The following is a 23,318-nucleotide window of genomic DNA, read 5'->3' on the forward strand; positions in this document are numbered from 1 at the left end:
GGGACGGAAAACTGCCCAGCAGTATAAAGCCCATGGGCGGCGCAGGGCACACCTAAAAGTCCGGCCGGCCGTTCAAAGCGACGCGAGGCCTCTGGCGCAGGCCTTGCGCAGGCCAGACAGCGCCTGGCGCATCGGCGGTTTGGGGGCCGGCCGTGCACTGGGTTACAATCCTGCGCCTTAATGAGGAGGTACACCCCATGGTGCACAGCATGACCGCCTTTGCCCGAGTCGAACGGGCTGGTGCCCAGGGCACCCTGAGCTGGGAACTGCGCTCGGTCAACCATCGCTACCTCGAGCCGCACCTGCGCCTGCCCGACGCTTTTCGCGATCTGGAGGGCGCCATTCGTGAGGCCCTGCGCCAGGGGCTGTCGCGCGGCAAGGTCGAGTGCACCTTGCGCTTCGTCGAAGAAAACGCCGGCAAATCGTTGCAGGTCGACCGCGAGCGCGCCGCCCAGCTGGTCGCCGCCGCCGAGCAGGTCGCCAGCCTGATCAAGCAGCCCGCGCCGCTCAATCCGCTGGAAGTGCTGGCCTGGCCGGGTGTGCTGGTGGTCGACGCCAGCGACCCGCAAGCGCTGAACAACGAAGCGCTGGCGCTGTTCAATCAGGGCCTGGACGAGCTCAAGACCGGCCGTGGTCGTGAGGGCGCAGGCCTGGCCACGCTGCTCAACGAGCGGCTGGACGCCATTACCCTGGAAGTCACCACCCTGCGCGGCCTGGTGCCGCACATGCTGGCTGCCCAGCGGCAGAAGATTCTCGACCGTTTCACCGACATGAAGGCCGAGCTGGACCCGCAGCGTCTGGAGCAGGAACTGGTCCTGCTGGCGCAGAAAAGCGACGTTGCCGAAGAACTCGACCGCCTGAGCACCCATGTTACCGAGGTGCGCCGGGTGCTCAAGGCTGGCGGTCAGGCCGGGCGCCGCCTGGATTTCCTGATGCAGGAACTCAACCGCGAAGCCAACACACTGGGCTCCAAGGCCTTCGATCCACGCAGCACCCAAGCGGCGGTCAACCTGAAAGTGTTGATTGAGCAGATGCGCGAACAAGTGCAGAACATTGAGTAAGGCTGAACCCGACATGACCCACAGCACCGGCACCCTGTATATCGTTTCCGCGCCCTCTGGCGCAGGCAAGACCAGTCTGGTTTCGGCCTTGATCAAGGATCGGCCGCAAATCCGGCTGTCCGTTTCGCACACCACCCGTGCCAAGCGCCCGGGCGAAGTGAACGGGGTGAACTATCACTTCGTCGAGCGCGCCGAATTTCTGGCCATGATCGAGAAAGGTGACTTTCTCGAGCAGGCCGAAGTCTTCGGCAACCTGTACGGCACCTCGCAGAGCAGCCTGCAGCAGATTCTCGACGAGGGTCATGACCTGATCCTGGAGATCGACTGGCAGGGCGCCGAACAGGTTCGTAACCTGATGCCCGATGCCCGCTCGATCTTCATCCTGCCCCCGAGCCAGGAAGCGCTGCGTCACCGCCTGAACAACCGCGGCCAGGACAGCGACGAGATCATCGAAGGCCGGATGCGCGAAGCGGTCAGCGAAATGAGTCATTACGCCGCCTACGACTACCTGATTATCAACGACGATTTCGAGCAGGCCCTGAAAGACCTCAAGGCAATCTTTCGCGCCAATCGCCTGACCCAGACGTATCAACAGCAACAACATCAGGACCTGCTCAGCCAGTTGCTGGGCTGAATCCGTGGCACGTCGGGGCAACGCGTGTGGCTTGACGCTTGAAGCTTGCCCCTGCGCGCTAGTACACTACCAAGTCCGCTCGCCCATCCGGGCAACGCGCATACGCATTTGCTACGAGGAATACCATGGCCCGCGTGACTGTTGAAGACTGCCTGGAACACGTCGATAACCGCTTCGAGCTGGTCATGCTCGCCACCAAGCGTTCGCGTCAGCTCGCCACCGGCGGCAAAGAACCCAAGCTCGCCTGGGAAAACGACAAGCCTACCGTTCTGGCCCTGCGCGAAATCGCCGCTGGCCTGATCGACTACAGCGTTATCGCTGAAGCTGACATCGTCGAAGACGAACCGTTGTTTGCAGCGTTCGAGGACGAGTCCAGCGAGGCCGTATAAGCCTATGCCGGGTCGACGTAGTGCGGCGCAGGGCACAGGCCATCGGCAGGAGGTAGCGCTTTGCCGAGCATAGACGCCCTCGCCGAACGCCTCTCAGCCTACCTCAGCAAGGACCAGGTCAATCTGGTCCGCCGGGCGTACTTTTACGCCGAGCAAGCCCACGACGGCCAGCGCCGGCGCAGCGGCGAAGCCTACGTTACCCATCCTCTGGCCGTTGCCAATATTCTTGCCGACATGCACATGGACCATCAGAGCCTGATGGCCGCGATGCTGCATGACGTGATCGAAGACACCGGTATTGCCAAAGAAGCGCTTAGCGCGCAGTTCGGTGAAACCGTGGCCGATCTGGTCGACGGGGTCAGCAAACTGACCCAGATGAACTTCGAGACCAAAGCCGAAGCGCAGGCTGAAAACTTCCAGAAAATGGCCATGGCCATGGCCCGCGACATTCGCGTGATCCTGGTCAAGCTCGCCGACCGCCTGCACAACATGCGCACCCTTGAAGTGCTGTCCGGCGAAAAACGCCGGCGCATCGCCAAGGAAACCCTTGAAATCTACGCCCCCATCGCCAATCGCCTGGGGATGCACAGCGTGCGTATCGAATTCGAGGACCTGGGCTTCAAGGCCATGTACCCCATGCGTTCTTCGCGCATCGGTCAGGCGGTCAAGCGCGCGCGCGGCAACCGCAAAGAGCTGGTCAACAAGATCGAAGAGTCGCTGAGCCATTGCCTGGCCGTGGACGGCATCGAAGGCGATGTCAGCGGACGGCAGAAACACCTCTATGGCATCTACAAGAAGATGCGCGGCAAGCGCCGCGCCTTCAACGAGATCATGGACGTGTATGCGTTTCGCATCATCGTCGACAAGGTCGACACCTGTTACCGGGTGCTGGGTGCGGTGCACAACCTGTACAAGCCGCTGCCGGGGCGCTTCAAGGATTACATCGCAATCCCCAAGGCCAACGGCTACCAGTCGCTGCACACCACGCTGTTCGGCATGCATGGTGTGCCGATCGAAATCCAGATTCGCACCCGCGAAATGGAAGAGATGGCCAACAACGGCATCGCTGCCCACTGGCTGTATAAATCCAGCGACGACGAGCAGCCCAAGGGCTCCCACGCCCGTGCCCGGCAATGGGTCAAGGGCGTGCTTGAAATGCAGCAGCGCGCCGGCAACTCGCTGGAGTTCATTGAAAGCGTCAAGATCGACCTGTTCCCGGACGAGGTCTATGTCTTTACGCCCAAGGGCCGGATCATGGAGTTGCCCAAAGGCTCCACGGCCGTGGACTTTGCCTACGCGGTACACACCGACGTGGGTAACAGCTGCATCGCCTGCCGCATCAACCGCCGTCTGGCGCCGCTGTCCGAACCGCTGCAAAGTGGCTCGACGGTCGAGATCGTCAGTGCGCCGGGCGCACGCCCCAACCCTGCCTGGCTCAACTTTGTGGTCACCGGCAAGGCGCGCACGCATATTCGCCATGCCTTGAAGCTGCAACGCCGTTCCGAGTCGATCAGCCTCGGTGAGCGCCTGCTCAACAAGGTGCTGAACGGCTTCGAGACCAGTCTGGACAAGATCGCCGCCGAGCGCGTCCAGGCCGCACTCACCGAATACCGCGCCCAGGTGCTCGAAGATCTGCTCGAAGACATCGGCCTGGGAAACCGCATGGCCTATGTCGTGGCGCGCCGGTTGCTGGGCGAGGGCGAGCAGTTGCCCAACGCCGAAGGTCCGCTGGCGATTCGCGGCACCGAGGGTCTGGTGCTCAGCTACGCCAAGTGTTGTACGCCGATCCCGGGCGACCCGATTGTCGGCCACCTGTCGGCAGGCAAGGGCATGGTCGTGCACCTGGAGAACTGCCGCAACATCAGCGAAATCCGCCACAACCCGGAAAAGTGCCTGCAATTGTCGTGGGCCAAGGATGTCACCGGCGAATTCAATGTCGAGCTGCGCGTCGAGCTTGAGCACCAGCGCGGCCTGATCGCGCTGCTGGCCAGCAGCGTCAACGCCGCCGACGGCAACATCGAGAAAATCAGCATGGATGAGCGCGATGGTCGTATCAGCGTGGTCCAACTGGTGGTCAGCGTACACGACCGCGTGCACCTGGCCCGCGTCATCAAGAAGCTGCGCGCGCTGCCGGGCGTGACCCGCATCACCCGCATGCGCGCCTAGCCACCACCCCGTTATCAGGAGTTCTCATGTCCAAGACCGTCATCACCAGCGACAAGGCACCCGCCGCCATCGGCACCTACTCCCAGGCGATCAAGGCGGGCAACACCGTCTACATGTCGGGGCAGATCCCGCTGGACCCCAAGACCATGGAACTGGTCGACGGTATCGAAGCGCAGATCACCCAGGTGTTCGAGAACCTCAAGTCGGTGGCTGAAGCGGCGGGCGGTTCGTTCAAGGACATCGTCAAGCTGAACATCTTCCTGACCGACCTGGGTCACTTCGCCAAGGTCAACGAGATCATGGGCACCTACTTCGAGCAGCCTTATCCTGCGCGTGCTGCCATTGGTGTTGCGGCCTTGCCACGCGGCTCGCAGGTCGAGATGGACGCCATTCTGGTCATCGAATAAAAACTCTCCCGGGCGTAGCGCCTGGCGCTGCGTCCACCCAGTAAAGGAAGGACTCTGTTATGCGCCGTGCGCTCGCCCTGTCGCTGTTGGCCGCACTCGTCACTGGCTGCGCCAGCCACGTCGACCGTAATCCGGATGGCACCTGGATCAACCAGATCGCCATCGATGCCGCCGTCAAGGATGGCAACCTGCGCCAGGCTCTGTTGGCCAATGGTCCGAACCTGGAATGGCAAGTCAACACCAAGGCCAGCCAGGCCTCCTATTCCAACGGTTTCGAGCTAGGTGAAGGCAAGATCACCAGCGCCACCGACGGCAAGCTGCGTGTCGACTTCTACGGCAACTTCATTGAAAACCTGCATGTCGACGACGGTGAGCTGATCCAGGCGCTCAGCGAATCCGGCCCCGAGCAGCACTTCGTCAAGCCCAAAAGCCCGACACCTGCCGACGCACCGCCGGGCAGCAGCTTCGAAAGCGCGCTGTACGGCGCGTTCATGGGGGGCAAATGGACCATCGTCAGCGGCGAAGGCCAGGGTTCGACCGTGCAGTTCATGCCTAACGGCGCCGTGCAGGGTCTGGGTGACAACGATCGCTACGCGCTGTGTCTGGCTGGCGATTGCGCAGCCATGAGCGGCGAATACGACAGCATGTGGCTCGAAAGGGCCGAGCAGGGCGCGCCGTGGATCTTTGTGCGCCAAGGCAAACGCCTGGAAATTTTCCAGGCGCTCAATACCGCCGCCACCGACGAAATGCCGCAACTGCGTCCCGGCCCAAGCCGCTGGGTGCTCGAGAAGCAGTAAACCTGGCGGGGTTTACCCCAGCAGCGCTGCATACCCCGCCCGGTAATCGGCATAACGCGGCGCCCAGCCCAGTGCCCGGGCGCGGGCGTTGCTGCAGCGCTTGCTGCCGGCGCGGCGCAGGCTGGCTTGCGCCGACCACTCGGTAACCCCCAGATAATCGCGCATCCACGCCACGACCTCGGCCAGCGGCACCGGTGCATCGTCGACGCCCAGATAGCAGTCCTGAAGCGCCACGCCATCGGCATCAGCCTTGAGCAGGTGTGCGAGCAATCCGGCGGCATCATCGGCATGAATGCGATTGGCATACACCGGCGGGTCGACGGCCACGCTATAGCCCTGGCGCACCCGGCTGGACAAGTCGCTGCGCCCCGGTCCATAGATACCGGTCAGGCGCACCACGCTGGCCGGCCAGCCACTGTTCAGCGCCAGTTGCTCGGCTTCCAGAAGTACCTTGCCGGAGAAACCACTGGCCTCGGTGGCGGAGGTTTCATCGACCCATTCGCCCTGTTGCTGGCCATACACGCTGCTGCTTGAAACGAAAATCACCCGGCGTGGCGACTGGCCGGACTGACGCAGCCAGGCAAGCACATGCTCCAGCCCCTCGACGTACGCTTGCCGATAGCCCGCTTCGTCGCGCTCGGACGGGGTGGCGCAATACACCAGGTAATCGATACCGCCGGTCGGCCAGTCCTTGGGCTTTTGCGCGTCGAACAGATCGCCCGCGATGCCGGCCACGCCTTGCGGCAGTGCTGAAACAGTGCGCCGCAGGCCGTGCACGATCCAGCCTGAAGGCAGCAATTGCAGGGCCAGACGCGAGCCGATATCGCCGCAGCCGGCGATCAATAACGAGGGTGCAGGCATTACGTCTCTCCTCATATAACGAAATCAAAAGCCATTATCTTTACCGGGACTTTACCGTTTAAACGTAATTTCTTTGAAAAAAGATACAGTATTACTTCAGTTAACAAGAACGATTTGCAATAATGCCCGCCTTTGTTAACGCACCTGCGTCCGGCGCCCATGCGGCGACGCAACTGTCCTTATATATACACTTCAGGTCCGGCCAGCATGACTCGCAATCCAACACCCGCCTCGCCAAACACGCTCCCCAGCTTGACTCGCGCCTGGCGCGCCGTTGCCGCCATCGTGCTGAGCCTGATGCTCACCCCTGCCTTCGCCGACCAGGCCGCGCCTGCTTCGGGCAACACCGCAGCACCTGCCGCTGTCGTGCCGGCTCCTGCGCCTGCCGCCGCTGCGCCGCTGACGCCTGCCGCACCACTGAATGCCGACGCTCCTGCCGACCCTGAAGCGCTGGCCGGCGAAAACAGCCTGGGCATGTCGTCCCACGACCTGTCGCCGTGGGGCATGTACCAGAACGCCGACGTGGTGGTCAAAGCGGTCATGATCGGCCTGGCCATCGCCTCGATCATCACCTGGACCATCTGGATCGCCAAGGGCTTCGAGCTGCTGGGCGCCAAGCGCCGTCTGCGCACTGAAGTCGCCAGCCTGAAGAAGGCCCGCACCCTGAACGAGGCCAGTGCCAGCAACACCAAGGAAGGCACCCTGTCGCACCTGCTGGTGCATGACGCACTCGAAGAAATGCGCCTGTCGGCCAACAGCCGCGAGCGTGAAGGCATCAAGGAGCGCGTCAGCTTCCGTCTGGAGCGCCTGGTCGCCAACAGCGGCCGTAACATGAGCATCGGCACCGGCGTGCTGGCGACCATCGGTTCGACCGCACCGTTCGTAGGTCTGTTCGGTACCGTGTGGGGCATCATGAACAGCTTCATCGGCATCGCCAAAACCCAGACCACCAACCTGGCGGTGGTTGCACCCGGTATCGCCGAAGCCCTGCTGGCCACCGCACTGGGCCTGGTGGCTGCGATTCCAGCGGTGATCATCTACAACGTCTTCGCCCGCTCCATCGCCGGCTACAAGGCTCAGGTCTCTGACGCCTCGGCTCAAGTGCTGCTGCTGGTCAGCCGCGACCTGGACCATCTGCCAGAGCCGAGCGAGCGCAGCCAACAACAACCGCATCTGGGCAAGGTGGGCTAACACGTGGGCCTGCATCTTAACGAAGGCGGCGACGATCTCGCCGAGAACCACGAAATCAACGTCACGCCGTTCATCGACGTCATGCTGGTGTTGCTGATCATCTTCATGGTGGCCGCGCCATTGGCCACTGTCGACATCAAGGTCGACCTGCCAGCGTCCACGGCGCAACCGCAGCCCAGACCCGAGAAGCCGGTGTTCCTCAGCGTCAAGGCCGACAAGAACCTGTACCTGGGCAACGACATGGTTGCCCGCGAACAGATCGGCCAGGTGCTCGATGCCCGGACCCACGGCAAGAAGGACACCACGATCTTCTTCCAGGCCGACAAGGGCGTGGACTACGGCGACCTGATGGAAGTCATGAACACCTTGCGTGCCGCCGGCTACCTGAAAGTCGGACTGGTGGGCCTTGAGACGGTTGGGAAAAAATGATCACCATGCGCCAAACACTGACGCGCTATAGCGGTAGTCTGTTGTTGGTGCTGGCTGTGCATGCCATCGCGGTGCTGCTTGCACTGCGCTGGCCGGCATCTCAGGCAATCGAATTGCCGCCGCCCGCCATGATGATCGAACTGCCGCCGTTGCCTGAGCCCATGCCGCCGCCACCTGCGGTCGTGCAGCCGCCGACGCCGCCTGCGCCCGAGGAAGAAATTCCCATGCCGGAGGTTGCCGAAGCACCGAAGCCGGAAATCGTCGTCCCCAAAAAGGTCGAAAAGCCCAAGCCGAAACCTCAACCGAAGAAACCGATCGAGAAGAAGCCTGAGCCGCCCAAGGAACAGCCTGTTGACGAGAAGCCGGTAGAGGCGCCGCCCGCGCCGAAGGTCGAGAAGGCCGCCGCACCGACTGCACCGCAAAGCCCGCCGTCGCCACCAAGCACCGCGTTGCCGAGCTGGCAAGGCGACTTGCTGCGTCACCTGGCCAAGTACAAGAAGTACCCTGAGGATGCCCGTCGTCGTGGCATGCAAGGCGTGGCACGACTGCGCTTTGTGGTCGACGCGGAAGGCAATGTGCTTTCCTACTCGATTGCCAGCACCTCGGGCAGCCCGTCACTGGACCGCGCCACCATGGAGATGATCCGTCGTGCGCAGCCGGTGCCCAAGCCGCCGGCCGAAGTCTTGAACAACGGATCGATCGAAATTCTGGCGCCGTTTGTGTATTCGCTGGATAAACGTTGATAAATCAGTTTTTTGATACGCAGGTGCGCCTCTGATAACGTGCGTCTATTGATTGCAGCCGCTATGCTGGGGCGCAACTACATGGACGCACGTTATGACCCTCACAGAATTGCGCTATATCGTTACGCTCGCCCAGGAGCAACACTTCGGCCACGCCGCCGAACGCTGCCATGTCAGCCAGCCGACCCTGTCGGTCGGCGTCAAGAAACTTGAAGACGAACTGGGCGTCCTGATCTTCGAGCGCAGCAAGAGTGCCGTACGCCTGACCCCGGTCGGCGAAGGCATCGTCGCCCAGGCGCAGAAAGTCCTCGAGCAGGCCCAGGGCATCCGCGAGCTGGCCCAGGCTGGCAAGAACCAGCTGACCGCGCCCTTGAAAGTCGGTGCCATCTACACTGTCGGCCCGTACCTGTTCCCCCACCTGATTCCACAACTGCACCGGGTCGCCCCGCAGATGCCGTTGTATATCGAAGAAAACTTCACCCACGTACTGCGCGACAAGCTGCGCAACGGTGAGCTGGATGCGATCATCATCGCGCTGCCGTTCAACGAAGCCGATGTGCTGACCCTGCCGCTGTACGACGAACCGTTCTATGTGCTGATGCCGGCCGATCATCCCTGGACCCGCAAGCAGACCATCGATGCCTCCGCCCTGAACGACAAGAGCCTGCTGTTGCTCGGCGAGGGTCACTGTTTCCGCGACCAGGTGCTGGAAGCCTGCCCGACGCTGGCCAAAGGCAGCGAAGCGGCCAGGCACACCACGGTGGAATCCAGCTCGCTGGAGACCATTCGACATATGGTTGCCTCGGGGCTGGGCGTGTCGATCCTGCCGTTCTCGGCGGTCGACAGCCATCATTACGCGCCCGGTGTGATCGAAGTGCGTCCCCTGACGGCGCCCGCACCGTTCCGGACCGTGGCCATCGCCTGGCGTGCCAGCTTTCCGCGGCCCAAGGCCATCGAGATCCTCGCTGACTCCGTACGCTTGTGTTCGGTAGCCCGTCCCAAGGTACAGGCGAGCTAGGCAGGAGTGACATGAGCGAGCTTTCCCACGTTTCGGTCACCGCCCTCAAGGGCGTTGGCGAAGCCATGGCCGAGAAGCTGGCCAAGGTCGGTCTTGAAAACCTTCAGGACGTGCTGTTTCACCTGCCGCTGCGCTATCAGGACCGTACCCGCGTCGTGCCCATCGGCCAATTGCGCCCGGGGCAGGATGCCGTGATCGAAGGCGTGGTCAGCGGCCAGGATGTGGTGATGGGCAAGCGCCGCAGCCTGCTGGTCCGGCTGGGCGATGGCAGCGGTGTGGTCAGCTTGCGTTTCTATCATTTCAGCAACGCGCAGAAAGACGGGCTGAAGCGCGGCACGCACCTGCGTTGCTTTGGCGAGGCGAGGCCCGGCGCCTCGGGGCTGGAAATCTATCACCCCGAATACCGCGCCCTGACCGGTGATGAACCGGCGCCGGTCGAACAGACCCTGACGCCCATCTACCCGACCACCGAAGGCCTGACCCAGCAACGCCTGCGCCAGTTGAGCCAGCAGAGCCTGGCCATGCTCGGCCCCAAGAGCCTGCCCGACTGGCTGCCAGCCGAATTGATCCGCGATTACCAGCTGGCGCCACTCGACGACGCAATCCGCTATCTGCATCACCCGCCGGCCGATGCCGATGTCGACGAACTGGCGCTGGGGCATCACTGGGCCCAGCACCGTCTGGCGTTCGAAGAACTGCTGACCCATCAGTTGTCCCAGCAGCGCCTGCGTGAAAGCCAGCGCGCCCAGCGTGCGCCGTCCTTGCCACTGGCAAAACGGCTGCCCGGGCAGTTTCTGGCCAATCTAGGCTTCACCCCGACCGGTGCCCAGCAGCGCGTCGGCAAAGAGGTGGCCTACGACCTCAGCCAGCACGAGCCCATGCTGCGCCTGGTGCAGGGCGATGTCGGCGCGGGCAAGACCGTGGTCGCGGCGCTGGCTGCGCTGCAGGCCATCGAGGCCGGTTATCAGGTGGCCTTGATGGCGCCCACCGAGATTCTCGCCGAGCAGCATTACATCAACTTCCAGCGCTGGCTGGAGCCGCTGGGCGTGGAAGTCGCCTGGCTGGCCGGCAAGCTCAAGGGCAAGGCGCGGGTCAGCGCCCTGCAACAGATTGCCGACGGCGCGCGCATGGTGGTCGGTACCCATGCGTTGTTTCAGGAAGAGGTGAAATTCAAGAATCTGGCTCTGGCCATCATCGACGAGCAGCATCGCTTCGGCGTGCAGCAACGCCTGGCGCTGCGCAGCAAGGGCGTCGGCGGCGTGATGAGCCCGCACCAGTTGATCATGACCGCCACGCCGATCCCGCGCACGCTGGCGATGAGCGCCTACGCCGACCTCGACACCTCGATTCTCGACGAACTGCCGCCCGGACGTACGCCGGTCAGCACCGTGCTGGTGGCCGACAGCCGGCGCGTCGAAGTCATCGAGCGGGTGCGCGCCGCCTGCGCCGAGGGGCGCCAGGCTTATTGGGTCTGCACCCTGATCGAAGAGTCCGAAGAGCTGACCTGCAAGGCCGCAGAGACCTCGTTCGAAGAGCTGAGCATGGCCCTGGGCGAGCTGCGCGTCGGGCTGATCCACGGGCGCATGAAGCCTGCAGAAAAGGCCGCGATCATGGCCGAGTTCAAGCAGGGTGCCTTGCAATTGCTGGTCGCGACCACGGTCATCGAGGTCGGCGTCGATGTGCCCAACTCCAGCCTGATGATCATCGAAAACCCCGAGCGCCTGGGGCTGGCCCAGTTGCACCAGTTGCGCGGTCGGGTAGGGCGCGGCAGTGCGGTGAGTTATTGCGTGCTGCTCTACCACCCGCCGCTGTCGCAGATCGGCCGGCAACGGTTGGGCATCATGCGTGAAACCAACGACGGCTTTGTCATCGCCGAAAAGGACCTGGAGCTGCGCGGCCCCGGAGAAATGCTCGGCACACGACAAACGGGCCTGCTGCAATTCAAGGTCGCCGACCTGATGCGCGACGCCGATTTGCTACCGGCCGTCCGCGACGCCGCACAGGCGCTGCTGGAGCGCTGGCCGCACCACGTCAACCCGTTGCTGGAGCGCTGGTTGCGCCATGGCCAGCAGTACGGTCAGGTGTGATCCAGGCAACGCTTTGCGAAGCTGGCGGAACCCAATTTGAATAAGGTGGTTATACTGCGCACATTGTAGGAAATGGACTCAGACCATGACAGAAGTAGCTCACCTCAATGATGCTCACCATGCCCCGTCCGTGATTCGGCAGTTGCTTGAAAAGCTGGCTATCAGCTATCAGGAGGTCTCGGACCACCCGAGCCTGCCGGCCGCGCGCAAGGTTCAGGCCGTCCTGGTCGAAGACGCCGTGGGCGCTCTGCTGATTCTGTTCCCGCAAAGCCAGTTGCTGGACCTGAACCGGATCGCCGAACTGACCGGCCGCGAACTCAAGGCGGTGTCGTTCGAGCGTCTGTCGCGCATGTTGCTCAAGCACAATCTGCAGAGCCTGCCGGGATTGCCAGCGCTGACCAGTTCACCGTGCCTGTACGATGATCGTCTGCTGAAAGAGCCGAGCCTGCTGGTCGGTTCCGGCGAACCGGGCCTGTTGCTGGAAATCTCCAGCGATGACTTCAAGAGCATGCTCAGCAAGGCCAGCGCCGCGCATTTCGGCCAACTGGTCAGCCAGGTCAAGCCCAACCTCGACCGCCCGGATGACGACCGCGAAGAAATCACCCAGGCCGTTCACGCCTTCACCGCGCGGCGTATCCAGCAGCGCCTGGAAGCGACCCTGGAAATTCCGCCGCTGGCCAGCACGGCACAAAAAATCATCAAGCTGCGTGTTGACCCTGACGCGACCATCGACGACATCACCGGCGTGGTCGAAACCGACCCCGCGCTGGCCGCGCAAGTGGTCAGCTGGGCCGCGTCGCCGTATTACGCCTCGACCGGCAAGATCCGCTCTGTGGAAGACGCCATCGTGCGCGTGCTGGGCTTCGACCTGGTGATCAACCTGGCGCTGGGCCTGGCGCTGGGCAAGACCCTGAGCCTGCCCAAGGATCACCCGCAACAGACCACGCCGTACTGGCAGCAGTCGATCTACACCGCAGCGGTCATCGAAGGCCTGACCCGCGCCATGCCGCGCGCCAAACGCCCCGAAGGCGGCCTGACCTATCTGGCCGGCCTGCTGCACAACTTCGGCTACCTGCTGCTGGCGCACGTCTTCCCGCCGCATTTCTCGCTGATCTGCCGCCAGCTGGAGGTCAACCCGCACCTGCACCACAGCTTTGTCGAGCAGCACCTGCTGGGCATCAGCCGCGAGCAGATCGGCGCCTGGCTGATGCGCTCTTGGGATATGCCCGACGAGCTGTCCACGGCCCTGCGTTTCCAGCATGACCCGTACTACACCGGCGAGTATTGCGAGTACGCCAACCTGGTGTATCTGGCGGTGCAACTGCTGCGCAACAACGGTATTGGCTCGGGGCCGGCTCAGGACATCCCGGACGAACTCTTTGAACGCCTGAATCTGAGCCGCGAAAAAGCTCAGGACGCGGTCAGAAAAGTTCTGGACGCTGAAGTGATGCTGCGCGAACTGGCTTCGCAATTCGCTCACTGATCCGCCTGCCGCCACTAATAAAAACGCCCCCGACAAGCACTTGTCGGGGGCGTTTTCAGTTGCGGCAGCCTGTCAGTTACTGATCGACAGAATGCTCGCCTGGTAGGCCCCGACAAAGGTGTCGAAATCCACCACTTCTTCGCTGGCTTCCAGCTGTGCCTGCTCGGTCAGCGAGGTCTGCGCCAGGTCTTCAAAGCGCGCCTGCTTTTCAGTATCCAGCGCATTGCGGCGGAAGTATTCGGCGTGAGCCTTGCTTTGACGCAGCGAGAACGCGGTGAAGCCTTCGTTGTGTTCGCGCATGCGCTCAAGAATCTGCGCCGAAGGGGTCAGTGACGAATCGTCGACCCTGGCCTGTTGAGCGGCCAGCGCGCGGGTGTGCTCGTCGCCGCCGTTGGCCTGGTCGAGCAGGCGCGACAGCGGAGCGATTTTTTCCAGCAGTTCGCTGGCCCAGACCTTGAGTTCGACCGGCTCGCCGTTGCGCTGCAATTGCAGGCCCGGACGACGGCCTTCCTTGACCACGCTGAGGAAGTTGCTGCCGGCATGGCTGCATTCGTTGCCGGACAGTTGCGGGCTTTTTTCCAGCGCGCAATACAGGATGAACGCGTCGATGAAACGCGCCTGCTCCAGATCGATGCCGGTCGGCAGGAACGGGTTGATGTCCAGGCAGCGCACCTCGACGTACTGCACGCCACGCGCGACCAGCGCCTGGATCGGCCGCTCGCCGGTGTAGGTCACCCGCTTTGGACGAATGTTGGAGTAGTACTCGTTTTCGATCTGCAACACGTTGGTGTTGAGCTGCACCCATTCGCCTTCGGCGTTGTGGGTGCCGACCTCGACATACGGCGCGTAAGGCGTGGCCACCGCGCGGCGCAGGCTGTCGGTGTAGCTTTGCAGGTCGTTGTAGCAAGGGGTCAGGTCGGCCTGGGCCTTGCTCTGGTAGCCCAGGTCGCTCATGCGCAGACTGGTGGCATAGGGCAGGTACAGGGTATCGGCGTCGAACTGTTCCAGCTGGTGGGCACGGCCACGCAGGAAGCCGGCGTCCAGGGCCGGGGAGGCGCCGAACAGGTACATCAGCAGCCAGCTGTAGCGGCGGAAGTTGCGGATCAGCGCGATGTACGAGTGCGACTGGTAATCGCGGGCATCGCCGTCGAAATCCTCGGTCTGCTTGAGCAGCGCCCAGGCGGGCTCTGGCAGCGAGAAATTGTAGTGAATGCCGGCGATGCACTGCATGGTGCGCCCGTAGCGCAGGGCCAGGCCCTTGCGGTACACGTACTTGAGCTTGCCGATATTGGAGGTGCCGTAATACGCCAGCGGAATGTCTTCTTCGGCCGGCAGCGGGCACGGCATCGACGGGCTCCACAGCAGCTCGTTGTCCAGCTTGCTGTAGACGAAGCGATGGATCGTTTCCAGGCTGGCCAGCGTGTCGACAGGGTCTTTCAGCGCCGGTGTGATGAACTCCAGGAGCGACTCGGAATAGTCGGTGGTGATCTGCTCGTTGGTCAGTGCCGAACCCAGCGCGTGCGGGTGCGGTGTCCGGGCCAGTTGAGCATCACCGGTCACGCGCAGGCATTCGCGCTCGATCCCGTGCAGGCACTGCGCCAGCAGCGGGAGGTTGCTGCGCTCGCCGAACACGGACAGGCGGCGGTTGAGAAATTCGCTCAAGGTGGTTTCCTTCACACATCGGTCGCCCCGATATGGGGGTGGACTTGACGGTCTACAAGGGTGAAGAAAGGAACTGGCGTTGTCGCCTGGTTGGGGTCTTTAACGCCGGTTCAAGATTCACGGTTACTTGCCTTACTGCCGAACAGGACGGCATCTCTAACAAGATTAGCGCGAAAATACCGCAAAGAAGGTGGGTTCAGCTAGATCGGCTACGCTCTTTGGTTGCTAAAAAACGTCAGCCTGGAGCGGTTTGCCATACCTGCACCGGCACTTGTCGGGGTGTGCCGGTGAGGTCTGACAACTTGCGTTATAAGGCCTGTCAAAGCACCGCGAAGGTGCCCTGGGCCTTGGCCACCAGCTTGTCGCCCTGGACCACTTCGGCTTCGACCACCAGCGTGCGGCGTCCGGCGTGCAGCACTTTGGCGATGCACAGCACCTCGCCATCGCTGACGCCGCGCACATAGTTGATCTTGCACTCGATGGTCACGCTGCGCTGGTCGAAGCCATGGGCACTGGAGCAGGCCAGGCCCATGCCGATGTCGACCAGGCTGAAGATCGCCCCGCCGTGCATCACGTTGCCGCGGTTGCGCAGGTGCGCCTCCAGCGGCAGCGCAACATGGGCAACGCCGTTGTCCAGGCTGCGAATCTCGCAGCCCAGCATCTTGAAGTAGGGGCTTTGGGTCAGCGCGTCAGGAATATCCATCAACGTTTCTTCAACTGTTTGGCATTGGCGAACAGCGATGCCATGGCGTTGTTGGCCGGCGCTGGCGTGCTGGCTTCTTTACGCGGCGCGCTGTTCTGCTGGCGTGGCGATGAGCCCGGACGTGCACCACGGGCGCCGTCGATCTTCTCGCCCGGTGTATCGCTCATGCGCATCGACAGGCCGACGCGTTTGCGCGGGATGTCGACTTCCATGACCTTGACCTTCACCACATCGCCGGCCTTGACCGCCTCACGCGGGTCCTTGATGAACTTCTCCGACAGCGCCGAGATGTGCACCAGACCGTCCTGATGCACGCCAATGTCGACGAAAGCACCGAAGTTGGTCACGTTGGTGACCACGCCTTCGAGGATCATGCCCAATTGCAGGTCCTTGAGGTCCTCGACACCTTCCTGGAACTCGGCGGTCTTGAACTCCGGGCGCGGGTCGCGGCCGGGCTTGTCCAGCTCGCTGAGGATGTCGGTCACGGTCGGCAGGCCGAAGGTGTCGTCGGTGAATTTTTTCGGGTCCAGGCGCTTGAGAAAGCCGCTGTCGCCGATCAGCGAGCGAATGTCACGGTCGGTCTGGGTCGCGATGCGCTTGACCAGCGGGTAGGCTTCCGGGTGTACCGCCGAGGCGTCCAGCGGGTTGTCGCCGTTCATCACGCGCAAGAAACCGGCGGCCTGCTCGTAGGTTTTTTCGCCCAGGCGGCTGACTTTCTTCAATTCCGCACGGGTCTTGAACGCGCCGTTGGCATCGCGGTGCGCCACGATATTCTGCGCCAGCGTGCTGTTCAGGCCCGAGATACGCGCCAGCAACGCCACCGAGGCGGTATTGACGTCGACGCCCACGGCGTTCACGCAATCTTCCACGACCGCATCCAGGCCGCGCGCCAGCTTGAGCTGCGACACATCGTGCTGGTACTGGCCGACACCGATGGATTTCGGGTCGATCTTGACCAGTTCGGCCAGCGGGTCCTGCAAGCGGCGGGCGATGGACACCGCGCCACGGATCGACACGTCCAGGTCCGGGAACTCGCGTGCGGCCAGTTCCGACGCCGAATACACCGAAGCGCCGGCCTCGGAGACCATGACCTTGGTCATTTTCAGGGCTGGATACTTTTTGATCAGGTCGATGGCCAGCTTGTCGGTTTCGCGGCTGGCGGTACCGTTGCCAATGGCGATCAGGTCCACCGAATGCTTGATGCACAGCGCGCCCAGCACGGCGAGGGTCTGGTCCCACTGGTTTTTCGGCACGTGCGGGTAGACGGTGGCGTAGTCGAGCAATTTGCCGGTGGCGTCGACCACCGCGACCTTGCAGCCGGTGCGCAGGCCCGGGTCCAGGCCCAGGGTGGCGCGAGGGCCGGCCGGTGCGGCCAGCAGCAGGTCATGCAGGTTATGGGCGAACACGTTGATCGCCTCGGCTTCGGCGGCGTCGCGCAGTTCGCCCAGCAGGTCGGTTTCGAGGTGGTTGTACAGCTTGACCTTCCAGGTCCAGCGCACCACTTCGCCCAGCCACTTGTCGGCTGGACGGTTCTGATTGCTCAGGCCGAAACGCTCACCGATCATCAACTCGCACGGGTGCAGGCTGCCGGGCAGTTCTTCGCCGACCTTCAGCGCGCTGCTGAGGATGCCTTCGTTACGGCCACGGAAAATCGCCAGGGCACGGTGCGACGGCATGCTCTTGAGCGGCTCGTCATGTTCGAAGTAATCGCGAAACTTCGCGCCTTCCTCTTCCTTGCCCGGCACCACGCGGGCGCTGAGCACCGACTCTTGCTTGAGAAAGCCGCGCAGCTTGTCGAGCAGGCTGGCGTCTTCGGCGAAGCGTTCCATGAGGATGTACTTGGCGCCTTCCAGCGCCGCCTTGGTGTCGGCCACGCCTTTTTCGGCGTCGACAAAGCGTGCAGCTTCGGCTTCCGGGGTCAGGCCCGGGTCGTTGAACAGGCCGTCGGCCAGATCGCCCAAGCCGGCTTCCAGGGCGATCTGGCCCTTGGTGCGGCGTTTCTGCTTGTAGGGCAGGTACAAGTCTTCAAGGCGCGTCTTGGTGTCGGCCAGCTTGATGTCGCGGGCCAGTTCCGGGGTCAGCTTGCCTTGCTCTTCGATGCTGGCAAGGATGCTGACACGGCGCTCGTCGAGCTCGCGCAGATAACGCAGGCGCTCTTCGAGATGACGCAACTGGGTGTCATCGAGGCTGCCGGTCACTTCTTTGCGGTAACGGGCGATGAAGGGCACGGTCGAGCCTTCATCCAGTAGTGCGACGGCCGCTTCGACCTGTTGCGGGCGGACACCGAGTTCTTCGGCGATGCGGCTGTTGATGCTGTCCATAAAACCACCTGAGCAAAAAACTAGCGAATTGCCATCGTTTTGCCGAAACAAAACGTCATCCGGCGTTGCCTGACTGTAAGGGTCGCGCATTATAACCAGCCTCACCTTGTTAGGGGATTTGCGCGATGCAACGTGACCGTGGCCGTGATCGGCGGCAGAGGTTTGTGCCGTGCCCGGTAAAATCTGCTAACAATGCGTACGATGCGCATCACCTTGGGTAGGCCATAATGCGCCCCGTGAATAAAGGAGCCTCTGATGAGCAGCACTGCACTTAATGCCGAAGGCGAAAAAATCCTGATCGTCGATGACGACCCGGGGTTGAGCAGCCTGCTTGAGCGTTTTTTCACCAGCAAGGGCTATCGTGCCCGCGCGGTGGCCAATGTCGAGCAAATGGATCGCCTGTTGTCCCGCGAAGTCTTCAACCTCGTGGTCCTGGACCTGATGCTGCCCGGCGAAGACGGCCTGTCGGCCTGTCGCCGACTGCGCGCGGCCAATAATCAGGTGCCGATCATCATGCTGACCGCCAAGGGCGACGAGCTGAGCCGGATCAAGGGCCTTGAACTGGGCGCCGATGACTACCTGGCCAAGCCGTTCAACCCCGACGAACTGATGGCCCGGGTCAAGGCTGTGCTGCGTCGTCAGGCGCCTTCGGTGCCCGGCGCACCCGGCAGTGAAGACGAGTCGGTCACCTTCGGCGACTACGAGCTGTCGCTGGCCACTCGCGAGCTCAAGCGTGGCGATGAAGTCCACATGCTGACCACCGGCGAATTCGCTGTGCTCAAGGCGCTGGTCATGCACGCCCGTGAGCCGCTGACCCGCGACAAGCTGATGAACCTGGCCCGTGGTCGCGAGTGGGACGCGCTGGAGCGCTCCATCGACGTACAGATTTCCCGTCTGCGTCGCCTGATCGAGCCCGACCCGTCCAAGCCGCGTTATATCCAGACCGTCTGGGGCGTGGGTTATGTATTCGTTCCCGATGGTGCCGGCGGTCGCTGACGGCTCGCCGCGGGACCCGCCATCGCGGCTGAAGCGCCGATAGTCCCGCAAGGGGTTATCGGCGTTTTGGTGTTGTGAAACCGCGAGCCCGGCTCGCCTTGCAAAGCGTAAAAAGCTGCATTTATGAAGACTCCGCTCTGGTTCCCGCAAAGCTTTTTCTCGCGCACCCTGTGGCTGGTGCTGATCGTCGTGCTGTTTTCCAAGGCGCTGACGCTGGTTTACCTGCTGATGAACGAGGACGTGCTGGTCGACCGCCAGTACAGCCACGGCGTGGCCCTGACCCTGCGTGCCTATTGGGCAGCCAACGAGAATGACCGTGAGACCATCGCCGAGGCCGCCGGGCTGATTCGGGTGGTGGGTGGCGGTGTGCCCGAGGGCGAGCAGCACTGGCCGTACAGCGAGATCTATCAGCGCCAGATGCAGGCCGAGCTGGGCGCCGACACCGAAGTGCGCCTGCGTGTGCATGCGCCGCCGGCCTTGTGGGTACGTGCCCCGAGCCTGGGCGATGGCTGGCTGAAAGTGCCGTTGTACCCGCACCCGCTGCGCGGCCAGAAGATCTGGAGCGTGCTGGGCTGGTTCCTGGCCATCGGGCTGTTATCCACAGCCTCGGCATGGATCTTTGTCAGTCAGCTCAACCAGCCGCTCAAACGCCTGGTCTTTGCCGCTCGCCAGCTGGGTCAGGGGCGTAGCGTGCGCCTGCCGATCAGCGACACGCCCAGCGAAATGACCGAGGTGTACCGCGCCTTCAACCAGATGGCCGAGGACGTCGAGCAGGCCGGTCAGGAGCGCGAACTGATGCTCGCCGGCGTGTCCCACGACCTGCGCACGCCGCTGACGCGCCTGCGCCTGTCGCTGGAACTGATGAGCGACAAGAACGAGTTCACCGAAGGCATGGTGCGCGACATCGAAGACATGGACGCCATTCTCGATCAGTTCCTGGCGTTCATTCGCGATGGTCGCGACGAGCAGATCGAAGAGGTCGACCTCGGTGATCTGGTTCGTGAGGTCGTTGCACCGTTCAACAGTGCCGAGGACCAGATCCGCCTGTGCCTGGAGCCGATCCCGCCGTTCCCGCTGCGCCGGGTGTCGATGAAGCGCCTGCTGACCAACCTGATCGGCAATGCCACCTACCATGCCGGCACCGGCATCGAGGTGGCCGCCTATGTGTCGGGCGACACCAGCGCGCCGTACGTGGTGCTCAGCGTGCTGGACCGGGGCGCGGGCATCGACCCCGGCGAGCTGGAGCTGATCTTCAACCCCTTCATCCGCGGCGACCGCGCCCGCAGCGGCAAGGGCACGGGGCTGGGGCTTGCGATCGTCAAACGCATCGCCGCCATGCACGGTGGCAACGTCGAACTGCGTAACCGCTCAGGCGGCGGTCTGGAAGCCCGTGTACGCCTGCCACTGGGCCTGATGCTGCCGCGCGATGCAGTTTAAAAGCAGTTACAGGCTGCAAGCTTCAAGCGGCAAGCAAGGGCAGGTCGCGTTATCCGCAGCACCGCGACCTGCCTTTGATCTTCCTTGCAGCTTCAAGCTACAAGCTTGCAGCTGCTTCTCTATCCTTTGCCTTTGGTTCGGGTCATGTTTGGCCCGCCGTTCTTTTCCAGATGCTCGATGATCATCCCCGCAACGTCCTTGCCGGTGGTGGTCTCGATGCCTTCCAGGCCCGGCGAGGAGTTGACCTCCATCACCAGCGGGCCGTGATTGGAGCGCAGGATGTCCACGCCCGCCACGGCAAGGCCCATGACCTTGGCGGCGCGCAGGGCGGTCATGCGCTCTTCCGGGGTAATCTTGATCAGGCTGGCGGTGCCGCCACGGTGCAGGTTGGAGCGGAACTCTCCCGGCTTGGCCTGGCGCATCATTGAGGCGATCACCTTGTCGCCGACCACAAAGCAGCGAATGTCCGCGCCTCCGGCTTCCTTGATGTACTCCTGAACCATGATGTCCTGCTTGAGGCCCATGAACGCCTCGATCACCGATTCCGCCGCCGAGACGGTCTCGCACAGCACCACACCGATGCCCTGGGTGCCTTCCAGCACCTTGATCACCAGAGGCGCGCCGTTGACCATCTGGATCAGGTCGGGAATATCGTCCGGCGAGTGGGCAAAGCCGGTCACCGGCAAACCGATGCCGCGCCGCGACAGCAACTGCAGCGAGCGCAATTTATCGCGTGAGCGGGCAATGGCCACCGATTCGTTGAGCGGAAACACGCCCATCATCTCGAACTGGCGCAGCACCGCGCAGCCATAAAACGTCACCGAGGCACCAATACGCGGAATTACTGCATCGAAGCCCGACAGCGGTTTGCCGCGATAGTGAATCTGCGGCTTGTGGCTGGCGATGTTCATATAGGCGCGCAAGGTGTCGATCACCACCATCTCATGGCCACGCTCAATACCGGCTTCGACCAGCCGGCGGGTGGAATACAGACGCGGATTCCGCGAAAGCACAGCGATCTTCATGACACACCTGAGGGATTAGAGGCCGGGAACACCGGCTTGTCTTGTACGTATTTAATGCCCGGATTGACCACCAGCTGGCCGTCCACCAGAGCTTTTGAACCCAATAGCAGCCGATAGCGCATCGACTTGCGGCAGGCCAGGGTGAATTCCACCGGCCAGACGCGATCGCCCAACGCCAGGGCAGTCCGTATGACATAGCGGACCTGCGCATGGCCGTTGGAGCTTTTGATGGTCTTGCGCGCCACCAGCAGCGCTTCACAGCGGCGGTGCCGCAACTGCACCACGGTGCCCAAGTGCGCATTGAAGCGCACCCACGTTTCACCGTCGCGTTCAAACGGCTCGATCTCGGTGGCATGCAGGCTTGAAGTGCTTGCCCCGGTGTCGATCTTGGCCCGCAGGCCGGCGACCCCCAATGTGGGCAGCGCCACCCACTCGCGCAGGCCGATAACTGTCAGATGATCGAATGTTTTCAAAGGCGCGATTCCGTACGGCTCAGGACGTTTGCCAGGCGCCAGGCGCAACCTTGGCCAAGGCTTTGAATGCAGGTCTGGCGAACCAGTAACCCTGCATCAGAAAAATGCCGCAATCGGCGAGAAAATCCCGTTCTTCACTGTGTTCTATGCCCTCGGCAATCACCGTGACGCCCAGGTCGCTGCACATCTGCACCACTGCGCGAACGATAGCCTGACGCGCGCGATCACGGTGGATATCGCGAATCAGCGCCATGTCGAGCTTTATCAGGTCCGGCTGAAAATTTGCCAGCAACGTGAGCCCGGAATAGCCGGCACCGAAATCGTCGATGGCGGTCATGAAGCCGAACTCGCGGTATTGGCGCAGGATATTCTGCAAGTGCCCGACGTCGGCGAGATATTCGCCCTCTACTGTTTCAAATATTAATCGTTCAATCGGAAAGTCATGCTGCCGGGCTGCTTCCAGCGTGCTGCGGATGCACAGCTCGGGACGATACACGGCATTGGGCAAAAAGTTGATCGACAAGCGCTCGGTCATGCCCAGTTGCGCCGCGCCCTCGATGGCTGCCACGCGGCAAGCCTGGTCGAAGCGGTAGCGGTTCTGGTCGTTGACCTGGCTCAGCACCGTGTGTGCGCCTTCGCCGTGAGGGCCGCGCACCAGCGCTTCATGGGCAAAAATCGAGTTATCACGTAAATCAACGATGGGTTGGTAGGCGTACTCGAATGAAAAATCCAGAGCAGGGCTACCCGTGCATCCCTGGCAGCCCGCTTTCGGGGTCGTCAGTGAAGCTGGAAAATCGGTCATGGGGCACCTCCAGGGTGGGCAGGCTGGCAAATTCCGGATGGCTGGTTTTGACAGTTTGTGTTCGGTTGCTTCATGTTCCCGATAACACAGGACGCTCTAGCGTTCAGACTGTCACGCACAAAAGGAATTCATATGGCACAAAAGCCTGAAGAAGACGACAAGATCAGACTGGATAAATGGCTGTGGGCAGCGCGATTCTACAAGACCCGGGCGCTGGCAAAAGCTGCCATCGAGAGTGGCAAGGTGCACTGGCGCGGCGAACGCTGCAAGCCCGGTAAAGAACCGCGCATCGGCGACGAGTTCAAGATCCGCACCGGCTTTGACGAACGTACGGTGGTGGTCGAGGCGCTTTCGGCAGTGCGCCGTGGCGCTCCGGAGGCGCAAACGCTGTACAGCGAAACCCCGCAGAGCATCGCCAGCCGTGAGGCCGCAGCCGCGCTGCGCAAGGCCGGCCACCAGGGCGTGACCACCGACGGGCGTCCGACCAAGAAGCAGCGCCGTCAGTTCTTCGAGTTTCGCGATGGTCAGTCCAGCGAATGAACCGGACGCCGCCGGCATCGATAAACAACATTAATTCAATTGAGCTGACGCCCGCGCCGCGCAGCCCCTAAAATGCCCTCATTGTGCAGCGAC

The 23,318-nt window shown here is 62.6% G+C and carries 22 protein-coding genes; 15 read left to right on the forward strand and 7 right to left on the reverse strand.

From position 1 onward, the window contains the following. Positions 1-197: 197 nt before the first annotated feature. The 6 genes from ACYAS9_RS07090 to ACYAS9_RS07115 all read left to right on the forward strand — a co-directional run bounded on the left by ACYAS9_RS07090 (position 198) and on the right by ACYAS9_RS07115 (position 5,454). Positions 198-1,061 (forward strand): YicC/YloC family endoribonuclease, encoded by an 864-nt coding sequence (locus tag ACYAS9_RS07090; RefSeq protein WP_463567609.1) that lies wholly within the window; start codon positions 198-200, stop codon positions 1,059-1,061. Between the two features lie 13 nt (positions 1,062-1,074). Next, positions 1,075-1,695 carry a guanylate kinase gene (gmk, locus tag ACYAS9_RS07095; RefSeq protein ID WP_463567757.1) on the forward strand — a complete coding sequence of 207 codons (621 nt, stop codon included), beginning with the start codon at positions 1,075-1,077 and terminating at the stop codon, positions 1,693-1,695. 125 nt (positions 1,696-1,820) lie between these two features. Continuing rightward, entirely contained in the window at positions 1,821-2,084 is a 264-nt protein-coding gene (gene rpoZ, locus ACYAS9_RS07100) for a DNA-directed RNA polymerase subunit omega (protein ID WP_463567610.1), read from the forward strand. Positions 2,085-2,144: 60 nt separating this feature from the next. Then, positions 2,145-4,250: a bifunctional GTP diphosphokinase/guanosine-3',5'-bis pyrophosphate 3'-pyrophosphohydrolase gene (spoT, locus tag ACYAS9_RS07105; RefSeq protein WP_463567611.1), complete on the forward strand. Its 2,106-nt coding sequence runs from the start codon at positions 2,145-2,147 to the stop codon at positions 4,248-4,250. 26 nt (positions 4,251-4,276) lie between these two features. Continuing rightward, on the forward strand, positions 4,277-4,657 hold the full coding sequence (locus ACYAS9_RS07110) for a RidA family protein (RefSeq protein ID WP_459746186.1): 381 nt from the start codon (positions 4,277-4,279) through the stop codon (positions 4,655-4,657). 59 nt (positions 4,658-4,716) lie between these two features. Beyond that, positions 4,717-5,454, forward strand: a complete 738-nt coding sequence (locus ACYAS9_RS07115; protein ID WP_463567612.1) for a hypothetical protein — start codon at positions 4,717-4,719, stop codon at positions 5,452-5,454. Positions 5,455-5,466: 12 nt separating this feature from the next. Here ACYAS9_RS07115 and ACYAS9_RS07120 read toward each other — a convergent pair whose 3' ends face one another. After that, the gene (locus ACYAS9_RS07120; RefSeq protein ID WP_463567613.1) at positions 5,467-6,315 is read right to left on the reverse strand and encodes an SDR family oxidoreductase; all 849 of its coding nucleotides are present in this window, start codon (positions 6,313-6,315) and stop codon (positions 5,467-5,469) included. Between the two features lie 207 nt (positions 6,316-6,522). Between ACYAS9_RS07120 and exbB the strand changes: the two genes are divergently transcribed. From exbB to ACYAS9_RS07150, 6 genes are all read left to right on the forward strand, one after another. Then, positions 6,523-7,506, forward strand: a complete 984-nt coding sequence (gene exbB, locus ACYAS9_RS07125) for a tonB-system energizer ExbB (RefSeq protein ID WP_463567614.1) — start codon at positions 6,523-6,525, stop codon at positions 7,504-7,506. 3 nt (positions 7,507-7,509) lie between these two features. After that, entirely contained in the window at positions 7,510-7,935 is a 426-nt protein-coding gene (gene exbD / locus ACYAS9_RS07130; protein WP_463567615.1) for a TonB system transport protein ExbD, read from the forward strand. Beyond that, positions 7,932-8,678: an energy transducer TonB gene (locus tag ACYAS9_RS07135; RefSeq protein WP_463567616.1), complete on the forward strand. Its 747-nt coding sequence runs from the start codon at positions 7,932-7,934 to the stop codon at positions 8,676-8,678. The genes exbD and ACYAS9_RS07135 overlap by 4 nt, the downstream gene beginning before the upstream one ends. Positions 8,679-8,772: 94 nt before the next feature. Next, entirely contained in the window at positions 8,773-9,696 is a 924-nt protein-coding gene (locus tag ACYAS9_RS07140) for a hydrogen peroxide-inducible genes activator (protein ID WP_463567617.1), read from the forward strand. Between the two features lie 11 nt (positions 9,697-9,707). Further along, positions 9,708-11,783 carry an ATP-dependent DNA helicase RecG gene (recG, locus tag ACYAS9_RS07145; RefSeq protein WP_463567618.1) on the forward strand — a complete coding sequence of 692 codons (2,076 nt, stop codon included), beginning with the start codon at positions 9,708-9,710 and terminating at the stop codon, positions 11,781-11,783. 85 nt (positions 11,784-11,868) lie between these two features. Next, a complete protein-coding gene (locus ACYAS9_RS07150) occupies positions 11,869-13,266 on the forward strand; it encodes an aminoacyl-tRNA deacylase and HDOD domain-containing protein (protein ID WP_463567619.1) in 1,398 nt (465 codons plus the stop codon). A 72-nt stretch (positions 13,267-13,338) separates the two neighbouring features. On the opposite strand, the gene gshA is transcribed toward ACYAS9_RS07150, so the two are convergent. The 3 genes from gshA to ACYAS9_RS07165 all read right to left on the reverse strand — a co-directional run bounded on the left by gshA (position 13,339) and on the right by ACYAS9_RS07165 (position 17,952). Further along, entirely contained in the window at positions 13,339-14,928 is a 1,590-nt protein-coding gene (gshA, locus tag ACYAS9_RS07155) for a glutamate--cysteine ligase (protein ID WP_463567620.1), read from the reverse strand. A gap of 319 nt (positions 14,929-15,247) precedes the next feature. Next, complete coding sequence (locus ACYAS9_RS07160) at positions 15,248-15,631, reverse strand: PaaI family thioesterase (RefSeq protein ID WP_463567621.1); 384 nt, start codon at positions 15,629-15,631, stop codon at positions 15,248-15,250. Then, on the reverse strand, positions 15,631-17,952 hold the full coding sequence (locus tag ACYAS9_RS07165) for a Tex family protein (protein ID WP_463567622.1): 2,322 nt from the start codon (positions 17,950-17,952) through the stop codon (positions 15,631-15,633). The genes ACYAS9_RS07160 and ACYAS9_RS07165 overlap by 1 nt, the downstream gene beginning before the upstream one ends. Positions 17,953-18,207: 255 nt before the next feature. Here ACYAS9_RS07165 and ompR point away from each other — a divergent pair, with 255 nt between their 5' ends. Continuing rightward, on the forward strand, positions 18,208-18,948 hold the full coding sequence (gene ompR, locus ACYAS9_RS07170) for an osmolarity response regulator transcription factor OmpR (protein WP_056841215.1): 741 nt from the start codon (positions 18,208-18,210) through the stop codon (positions 18,946-18,948). Between the two features lie 123 nt (positions 18,949-19,071). Beyond that, positions 19,072-20,385 carry an ATP-binding protein gene (locus ACYAS9_RS07175; protein WP_463567623.1) on the forward strand — a complete coding sequence of 438 codons (1,314 nt, stop codon included), beginning with the start codon at positions 19,072-19,074 and terminating at the stop codon, positions 20,383-20,385. A gap of 119 nt (positions 20,386-20,504) precedes the next feature. Here ACYAS9_RS07175 and rimK read toward each other — a convergent pair whose 3' ends face one another. Genes rimK through rimA form a run of 3 tightly spaced genes read right to left on the reverse strand, consistent with a single transcriptional unit; the run spans position 20,505 to position 22,685 of the window. Continuing rightward, a complete protein-coding gene (rimK, locus tag ACYAS9_RS07180; RefSeq protein WP_056841217.1) occupies positions 20,505-21,410 on the reverse strand; it encodes a 30S ribosomal protein S6--L-glutamate ligase in 906 nt (301 codons plus the stop codon). Continuing rightward, positions 21,407-21,883 (reverse strand): retropepsin-like aspartic endopeptidase RimB, encoded by a 477-nt coding sequence (rimB, locus tag ACYAS9_RS07185; protein WP_463567624.1) that lies wholly within the window; start codon positions 21,881-21,883, stop codon positions 21,407-21,409. The genes rimK and rimB overlap by 4 nt, the downstream gene beginning before the upstream one ends. A gap of 19 nt (positions 21,884-21,902) precedes the next feature. Next, complete coding sequence (gene rimA / locus ACYAS9_RS07190) at positions 21,903-22,685, reverse strand: S6 modification regulatory phosphodiesterase RimA (protein WP_463567625.1); 783 nt, start codon at positions 22,683-22,685, stop codon at positions 21,903-21,905. A gap of 132 nt (positions 22,686-22,817) precedes the next feature. Between rimA and ACYAS9_RS07195 the strand changes: the two genes are divergently transcribed. After that, positions 22,818-23,225 (forward strand): RNA-binding S4 domain-containing protein, encoded by a 408-nt coding sequence (locus ACYAS9_RS07195; RefSeq protein WP_463567626.1) that lies wholly within the window; start codon positions 22,818-22,820, stop codon positions 23,223-23,225. The last annotated feature ends 93 nt before the right edge of the window (positions 23,226-23,318 follow it).

This window comes from Pseudomonas sp. HP_08 (assembly GCF_055284095.1).

Bases quoted from the DNA above. Each gene is read 5' to 3' on its own strand.
- ACYAS9_RS07090 (WP_463567609.1), top strand. From the start codon at position 198: ATGGTGCACAGCATGACCGCCTTTGCCCGAGTCGAACGGGCTGGTGCC.
- gmk (WP_463567757.1), top strand. From the start codon at position 1,075: ATGACCCACAGCACCGGCACCCTGTATATCGTTTCCGCGCCCTCTGGC.
- rpoZ (WP_463567610.1), top strand. From the start codon at position 1,821: ATGGCCCGCGTGACTGTTGAAGACTGCCTGGAACACGTCGATAACCGC.
- ACYAS9_RS07110 (WP_459746186.1), top strand. From the start codon at position 4,277: ATGTCCAAGACCGTCATCACCAGCGACAAGGCACCCGCCGCCATCGGC.
- ACYAS9_RS07115 (WP_463567612.1), top strand. From the start codon at position 4,717: ATGCGCCGTGCGCTCGCCCTGTCGCTGTTGGCCGCACTCGTCACTGGC.
- ACYAS9_RS07120 (WP_463567613.1), bottom strand. From the start codon at position 6,315: ATGCCTGCACCCTCGTTATTGATCGCCGGCTGCGGCGATATCGGCTCG.
- exbB (WP_463567614.1), top strand. From the start codon at position 6,523: ATGACTCGCAATCCAACACCCGCCTCGCCAAACACGCTCCCCAGCTTG.
- ACYAS9_RS07135 (WP_463567616.1), top strand. From the start codon at position 7,932: ATGATCACCATGCGCCAAACACTGACGCGCTATAGCGGTAGTCTGTTG.
- ACYAS9_RS07140 (WP_463567617.1), top strand. From the start codon at position 8,773: ATGACCCTCACAGAATTGCGCTATATCGTTACGCTCGCCCAGGAGCAA.
- recG (WP_463567618.1), top strand. From the start codon at position 9,708: ATGAGCGAGCTTTCCCACGTTTCGGTCACCGCCCTCAAGGGCGTTGGC.
- ACYAS9_RS07150 (WP_463567619.1), top strand. From the start codon at position 11,869: ATGACAGAAGTAGCTCACCTCAATGATGCTCACCATGCCCCGTCCGTG.
- ACYAS9_RS07160 (WP_463567621.1), bottom strand. From the start codon at position 15,631: ATGGATATTCCTGACGCGCTGACCCAAAGCCCCTACTTCAAGATGCTG.
- ACYAS9_RS07165 (WP_463567622.1), bottom strand. From the start codon at position 17,952: ATGGACAGCATCAACAGCCGCATCGCCGAAGAACTCGGTGTCCGCCCG.
- ompR (WP_056841215.1), top strand. From the start codon at position 18,208: ATGAGCAGCACTGCACTTAATGCCGAAGGCGAAAAAATCCTGATCGTC.
- ACYAS9_RS07175 (WP_463567623.1), top strand. From the start codon at position 19,072: ATGAAGACTCCGCTCTGGTTCCCGCAAAGCTTTTTCTCGCGCACCCTG.
- rimK (WP_056841217.1), bottom strand. From the start codon at position 21,410: ATGAAGATCGCTGTGCTTTCGCGGAATCCGCGTCTGTATTCCACCCGC.
- rimA (WP_463567625.1), bottom strand. From the start codon at position 22,685: ATGACCGATTTTCCAGCTTCACTGACGACCCCGAAAGCGGGCTGCCAG.
- ACYAS9_RS07195 (WP_463567626.1), top strand. From the start codon at position 22,818: ATGGCACAAAAGCCTGAAGAAGACGACAAGATCAGACTGGATAAATGG.